This is a genomic window from Cryobacterium sp. TMT4-31, from assembly GCF_004403385.1.
Lineage (GTDB): Bacteria > Actinomycetota > Actinomycetes > Actinomycetales > Microbacteriaceae > Cryobacterium > Cryobacterium zongtaii.
In genome coordinates this window covers 116,315-123,095 of sequence record NZ_SOGI01000008.1, presented here as the reverse complement: position 1 = coordinate 123,095, position 6,781 = coordinate 116,315, and the positions used below count along the sequence as shown (strand labels likewise).

At 69.5% G+C, this 6,781-nt stretch carries 5 protein-coding genes; 3 read left to right on the top strand and 2 right to left on the bottom strand.

Annotation, left to right across the window (positions count from 1 at the left end; all coding sequences use genetic code 11):
• Positions 1-149: 149 nt before the first annotated feature.
• Positions 150-1,328, bottom strand: a complete 1,179-nt coding sequence (locus E3T19_RS01785) for a methyltransferase (protein WP_103479913.1) — start codon at positions 1,326-1,328, stop codon at positions 150-152.
• A gap of 102 nt (positions 1,329-1,430) precedes the next feature.
• Here E3T19_RS01785 and E3T19_RS01780 point away from each other — a divergent pair, with 102 nt between their 5' ends.
• The 3 genes from E3T19_RS01780 (at position 1,431) to E3T19_RS01770 (ending at position 6,240) form a co-directional block, all read left to right on the top strand.
• Positions 1,431-4,781 carry a DEAD/DEAH box helicase gene (locus E3T19_RS01780; protein ID WP_134407936.1) on the top strand — a complete coding sequence of 1,117 codons (3,351 nt, stop codon included), beginning with the start codon at positions 1,431-1,433 and terminating at the stop codon, positions 4,779-4,781.
• Between the two features lie 8 nt (positions 4,782-4,789).
• Positions 4,790-5,662, top strand: coding sequence for a DUF1206 domain-containing protein (locus E3T19_RS01775; protein WP_088457583.1), 873 nt, complete (start codon positions 4,790-4,792; stop codon positions 5,660-5,662).
• 77 nt (positions 5,663-5,739) lie between these two features.
• Positions 5,740-6,240 carry a glutathione peroxidase gene (locus tag E3T19_RS01770; protein ID WP_134407935.1) on the top strand — a complete coding sequence of 167 codons (501 nt, stop codon included), beginning with the start codon at positions 5,740-5,742 and terminating at the stop codon, positions 6,238-6,240.
• On the opposite strand, the gene E3T19_RS01765 is transcribed toward E3T19_RS01770, so the two are convergent.
• Complete coding sequence (locus tag E3T19_RS01765) at positions 6,237-6,620, bottom strand: cupin domain-containing protein (protein ID WP_103479915.1); 384 nt, start codon at positions 6,618-6,620, stop codon at positions 6,237-6,239. The genes E3T19_RS01770 and E3T19_RS01765 overlap by 4 nt on opposite strands.
• Between the last annotated feature and the right edge of the window lie 161 nt (positions 6,621-6,781).

The window sequence follows — 6,781 nt, the reverse complement described above, 5'->3', positions numbered from 1 at the left end:
AACGGCTCGACGCAGCCACCCCGCGAGAAGCCCTGCATCAGCTACTCTCAGACCAAGAAAACAGCGGTGTTGCATCGACCAGTTGAATCCACCCCCGGCACACCGGGCGCATATGTCCGCATGGGCAACAGGTGCGGCTGCCTGACCGGCTAGCGACGGGTGGACACCGTCACGGTGAACTTGGTGTTGCGGCCGACCTGATGGGTCGGTCCCACGATGCGGGTGAGGGCGGGGCGATAGCCGAGGTGGGTGTTCCACACGGTCCACAATTCGCCGCCGGGGCGCAGGACTCTGGCCGCATCCTCGAAGAGCTTCAGGGCGATGCCGGCGTGCACCGACGACCCGATGTGGAACGGCGGGTTCAGCAGGATCAGCTCGGCGGACGCGTCGGGTTGCGCGCTCAGCGCGTCGTCGCGCAGCACCCGCACCCGATCCATTACGCCGTTGGCCGACATGGTGGCCAAGGCGGAGGCGACGGCCGCGGCGGACTGGTCGCTCGCCACCAGCTGCAGGCCGGGGCGACGCTGGGCGAGGGCGGCCGCGAGCACCCCGGTACCGCAGCCCAGGTCGACGGCGGTGACGGCATCCGGCTTCATGCGGTCGAGGAATTCGAGCAGGTAGCGGGTGCCGATGTCGATGGTGGTGCCGGCGAAGGCGGCGCCGTGGGCGCAGACGGTGAGACCCAGGTCGGGGTGCTCGACCGTACGCGGCCACGCCGGGCCGGCCTGGTCAGTGCTGTCCGAGACCGTCGGCTGCGTAATGATCAGGACACGCGACTTCTGCCGCGCCGGCGTGACGTGCAGCTCGCCGAAGTGCCGGCGCAGCACCTCGTTCATGGCCACAGTCATGTGCTTGATGCGGCCACCGGCGACCACGGTCACGTCGGGGGCGGCGAAGCGGGCGATGGTGCCGGCCAGCTCGTCGAGGGCGGCCAGGCTGCGCGGCAGCTGCAGCAGCACCAGGCGGGCCCCGGTGAACAGCTCGGCGCCCAGCTGCACATGCCGGTACGCCCCGGTGAGGCCGGCCAGATCGGGCACGCTGCTCGCCAGATCGGCCGCGTTGTGATCGAGGGCGTGTTCGCCGGAGAGCGCGTCCTGGTAGACGCGCACCTCAGGCTGCGCTCCCAGCCGCGCGGTCAGCTGCGCCACCGCCGCGAGCGTCAGGGCACCGTAGTGGTCCTCGAGCACCACGACCTCGCCGACACCGGCCGTGGCCAGTCCCGCCGCGGCCTCGTCCAGGATCAGCCGGTCGCTCGCGTCGACGGCGAAAAGATTGGTCGCCTCGACATCGGGCCAGCGGCGCAGGCGCTCGAAAGGAAAGTCAGGCATCCGCTCAGAATAGCCGCCAGGGACTCGAACGGCTCAGCGAGGCCGGTGCGGCGTGGGACAATAAGAGACCCCTTCACCCAACCGTCACGGACACCGCACCTTATGGCCCACAACCTCAGCGATCTGCAGATCGCGCGCCTCGTCGGGCCACAGGCATATTCGCGTGGGGTGCGTTACGCCAAGGAGGGCCGGGTTGAAGACCAGGTCTGGCAGCTGGGCGGCAGCCGCCTGCTCGGCACCGTCGGCGGCACCCAGGCCCGACCCTATGACGTCACCGTGACATTTCAGCAGGATTCCAACGGCACCGTGGTGCGCGCATCCGGCACCTGCAGCTGCCCGATGGGCCTGAACTGCAAGCACGTCGTCGCACTGCTGCTGGCCAGCCGGTCCACGGCCGCCGACCTCGCCCGTGCACGCTCGGCAGATTCCCAGCGTCCCCACACCAGTGCCCCCGCCACCTGGCAGAGTGCCCTGGCACCGCTCACCAGGGCGCCGGAGGCCGAGCCGCCGACGGGCACCGCCCTCGCCCTGCAGTTCGAGTTACTGCCGCCGCCGCGCGCCGCGCGGCTGCCCGCCCCGAGCGTGTCGCTCGCCCGCCTGGGCGTGCGCCCGATGGTGCGCGGCAAGAAGGGCAAGTGGATCCGCGGCAACCTCACCTGGGACAACCTCTCCTACTCCCGCGGCATGCTCAACCGCGCCCAGTTGCGGGTGCTCTCCGCCATCTTCGAGCTCTACTCCTCCGGCCAGCGTTACCACGTGACCACCGACCCGTGGCTGCACCTGGACGGGTTCGCCAACCGCGCCCTCTGGGGTCTGCTCGGCGAGGCCCGCGAGGCCGGCATCCCCTTCATCGGCACCACACCCGGACAGGAGCCGGTGACGGTCTCGGACGAACCCGCCGAACTGTCGCTCGACATCCGCCGCGACCACGGCGGCCTCACCCTCTCCCCCACCGTCTCCCTCGGCGGCCAGTTGCTCGACCGCAGCGCCCTGGGCTACATCGGTGACCCGGCGCACGGCCTGTTCACCTGGACGACCACCAGCACCGACATGCGCCTCACCATCGCCCCCCTCGCGCGCCAGCTCGGCCGCGACCTGCGGGTTCTCGCCTCGGCGCACACCCCCATCACGATTCCGCCCGACGAGGAGAACGTCTTCCTCGCCGACTTCTACCCGTTCCTGCGCGGCCAGCTCTCGCTGATCAGCACCGACGAGTCGTTCGACCTGCCCGACACCGCCCGCCCGGTGCTGGCCCTGTCGATCATCGCCCACGCGGATGCCCGCATCGGCTTGCACTGGGAGTGGCAGTACACCGGCGGTGCCGGCGCCTCGGGCGCCCCGGCCATCGCGCCCCTGCACGGCCCGGCCACCGACGACGCCCCGGCCGGCTACCGGGACACGGCCGACGAGGCCCGCATCCTGCATGCCGTCAGCGGCATATTCGCGGGATTCCCCGCCCACCAGCCGGCCTTGTTCGCCGCGGAGCTGACCGGTTCAGCCGGCGCTGCCGATTCCCCGGGCATCCTGCGCGCCGACGCCACCCTCGACGGCGCCCGCATGATCGAGTTCCTCGAGGCCGTGCTGCCGGTGCTCGAGGCCACGGACGACCTGCTCGTGCAGTTCGTCGGCGACGCCCCGGAGTACCGCGAGGCCGCCGAGCCGCCCACCCTCACCTTCGCCACCTCGGCGCGGGCCGAGAGCCGGGACTGGTTCGACCTCTCGGTGCGGGTCACCGTCGACGGCGAGGATGTGCCCTTCGACGAGGTCTTCAGGGCCCTGGCCACCGGCCAGGAACTGATGATCCTGCCGGACGGCACCTACTTCAGCCTGGACCGGCCCGAACTGCAACAGCTGCGCCACCTCATCGAAGAGGCCCGCGGCCTGCAGGACTCCCCGAACGACTCGCTGCGCATCAACCGGGCCCAGTCCGACCTCTGGGAGGAACTGCAGGACCTCGGCAGTGCCGAAGCCGAGGCCGCCGCCTGGCGTGACACCCTCGCCGGCCTCGCCAACGGCGCCACGATCGCGCACCGGGAGCTGCCCGCCGCCGTGCAGGCATCGCTCCGGCCCTACCAGCAGACCGGGTTCGACTGGCTCGGCTTCCTCTACGACACCGGCCTCGGCGGCGTCCTCGCCGACGACATGGGCCTGGGCAAGACCCTGCAGGCCATCGCTCTCATCGTCGACGCCCGCGAACGACAGAGCGAACGCCGCCCGTTCCTGGTCGTCGCGCCCACCAGCGTGGTGCACAACTGGGCCACCGAGTGCGCCAGGTTCGCCCCCGGCCTCTCGGTCGCCGCGATCACCGAGACCACCGCCAAGCGCGGTGCGTCTCTGGCCGAGGCCGTGACCACGGCGGATGTCGTGATCACCTCGTACACCCTGTTCAGGCTCGATTTCGACGAGTACGACGCCGTCAGCTGGGCGGGCCTGCTGCTCGACGAGGCCCAGTTCGTGAAGAACCACAAGTCCAGGGCGCACCAGTGTGCCAAGCGGCTGCAGGCCCCGTTCAAGCTCGCCATCACCGGCACGCCGCTGGAGAACAACCTGATGGAACTGTGGTCGCTGCTCTCGATCACCGCCCCCGGCCTGTTCCCCAGCGCCGCCCGCTTCTCCGACTACTACCAGCGGCCCATCGAGACGCAAGCCGACGGTGACAGGCTCGGCCAGCTGCGCCGGCGCATCCGCCCGTTCATGCTGCGCCGCACCAAGGACCAGGTGGCCAGCGACCTGCCCGCCAAGCAGGAGCAGGTGCTCGAACTCGAACTGCACCCGCGCCACCGCCGGGTGTATCAGATGCACCTGCAGCGCGAACGGCAGAAGGTGCTCGGACTGCTCGGCGACCTCAACCAGAACCGGTTCGAGATCTTCCGGTCGATCACCATGCTGCGCCAGCTCAGCCTGGATGCGAGCCTGTACGACGACAAGTACGCCGACATCCCCTCGAGCAAGCTGGATGTGCTCATGGAGCTACTCGAAGACGTCGTCGCCGAGGGGCACCGCACTCTGATATTCAGCCAGTTCACCGGCTATCTCGCCAAGGTGCGCACCCGCCTCGACGCCGCCGGCGTGACTTACTCCTACCTGGACGGGCGCACCCGCAACCGGGCCGCGGCGATCGACGGGTTCAAGAACGGCGACACCTCGGTGTTCCTGATCAGCCTCAAGGCCGGTGGCTTCGGCCTCAACCTCACCGAGGCCGACTACTGCATCCTGCTCGACCCCTGGTGGAACCCCGCCGCCGAGGCGCAGGCCGTTGACCGGGCACACCGCATCGGCCAGACCAAGAACGTGATGGTCTACCGTCTGGTGGCCACCGACACGATCGAGGAGAAGGTGATGGCGCTCAAGGCCGTCAAGGCCAAACTCTTCGACAGCGTCATGACCGATGGCGGCGCCCAGGGAACCGGCCAGGGGCTCACAGCCTCCGACATCCGCGAACTGCTCGAGTAGCGCCGGACGTGACCGATATTCCCGCCGGCCCGGCGGCCGACCAGGCTGTCGATCACGCCGTCGACCAGGCCGTCGAGGCCCGCGAGCGGCTCAAGCAGGCCGCTCGGCGCGCCCACCGCAGCCGGTCGGTGCGGGCCTCCGCCCGGCTCGGGCTGCTCGCCAACGGCCTGGTGCACGCCCTGATCGGAGGAATCGGCCTGCGCATCGCGAACGGCCAGCCCGGCGAAGCCGACCAGCTCGGCGCGCTGAGCGCCATCGCCAACGGCCCCGGCGGCATTGCCGTGCTCTGGTTGTCGACGGTGTCGTTGTGGGGCCTGGCGCTCTGGCAGGGCACCAACGCCGCGTTCAGCGTGGCGCCCAATCGACGGGTCCTCGTGTTCCGCCGCTGCCTCAACGTCGGCAAGGCCCTCGGCTTCGCACTGCTGGGCACCGTCACGTTCGCGGTCGCGCTCGGCGCCAGGGCCGGCGGCGCCGAGACGGTGCGGCGCGCCGACGACGCCATCGTGGAGAGCCCCGTGGGCCTGTTCCTGCTGCTGGTCGTGGGCAGCACCGTGGCCATCATCGGCGGCGGCCTCGTCTGGCGTGGTCTGCGACGCAACTTCCGCGAGGAGCTGCGCTACCTCTGGGGGCCCACCAAGGTCATCGTGCTCGGCCTGGGAGTGTTCGGCCACGTCACCAAGGGGATCGCGTTCCTGGTCACCGGCGGGCTACTGCTCGCCGCCGCCGTGTTCGCCGATGTGCGCTGGGTGGGTGGCCTGGACGCCGGGCTGCGCTACCTGCTCACCCTGCAATCGGGCCCGATCCTGCTCAACGTCGTCGCTGCGGGCCTGATCGCTTTCGGACTGTACCTGGTGGCCCGGGCGGCGTTCCTGCGGCACTAACAGCCGAACAGCGCAGTCAGGCTGAGAGTTGGATGAGGGCCCGACGATCTGCTTCAATTTCGAAGTACTCTGTGGGCATGGACATTCGCGAGATCCCCCTCACCGCCGCCGACGGCTCCACCACCTCGCTGGCCGAGTACGCCGACAAGGTTGTGCTCGTGGTCAACGTCGCCTCCCGCTGCGGCCTGACACCGCAGTACGAGACCCTCGAACAGCTGCAGCGCACGTACGCCGACCAGGGCTTCACAGTGCTCGGCTTCCCCTGCAACCAGTTCGCCCTCGGCGAGACCGGATCGAGCGAGAAGATCGCCGAATTCTGCTCCACCACCTACGGCGTCACCTTCCCGCTGATGGAGAAGACGAAGGTGAACGGTGGCTCCCAGCATCCGCTCTACGCCGAGCTCACCCAAATGCCGGATGGCGCGGGCAAGGCCGGCAAGGTCAAGTGGAACTTCGAGAAGTTCGTGATCTCGCCCTCCGGTGCGGTCCAGCGGTTCCGCCCGACCACCCTGCCCGACTCCCCCGAGGTCATCGCGGCTATCGAGTCCGGCCTGGCGGAGCTGAAGCCCGCCGCCTAACCGTTCTCGGAGTTCGGCACCCCGTAGGACGCCGCGCTGTGCATCTCGATGGCCACATACGGTTCGTCGCCGACCACCCAGGCGTTGTGCCCGGACGGAATGAGGTAGGAATCGCCGACGGTGATGGTGGCCGTGGCCCCGTCGTCGAGCATGACCTCCAGGGTGCCCGACAGGCAGTAGCCCACGTGCAGGAGGCGACAGGAATCGGTGTTCACCGTCGGCTTGATGTTGTCGGCCCACGTCCAGCCCGGCTGCATCGTCATACGGCCGACCGAGAACTCGTCCAGGTGGTTCAGTTCCAGCAGAGTCTTCTCCGGCGCGCGACGCTCGTCAGGCGTGCTGTGCGACTTGACCTGCAGGGTGTGCGCAGTGGTGGCCATGGTGTCTTCCCAACTCTGGCGGGCCCATCAAGAAGGTCGGACACGCGGCCCACCCTGACGTGCCTGGCACGTGACCGAGCCAGACTAAACCCACCTGGCGAGGCCTGAAAGCCCGGGCTCGGATCTCCGTGAGCGAGCACCGACTGTTCCCCATCCAATAG

Coding starts and splice junctions, on each gene's coding strand:
- E3T19_RS01785 (WP_103479913.1), bottom strand. CDS start 1,328: ATGCCTGACTTTCCTTTCGAGCGCCTGCGCCGCTGGCCCGATGTCGAG.
- E3T19_RS01780 (WP_134407936.1), top strand. CDS start 1,431: ATGGCCCACAACCTCAGCGATCTGCAGATCGCGCGCCTCGTCGGGCCA.
- E3T19_RS01770 (WP_134407935.1), top strand. CDS start 5,740: ATGGACATTCGCGAGATCCCCCTCACCGCCGCCGACGGCTCCACCACC.
- E3T19_RS01765 (WP_103479915.1), bottom strand. CDS start 6,620: ATGGCCACCACTGCGCACACCCTGCAGGTCAAGTCGCACAGCACGCCT.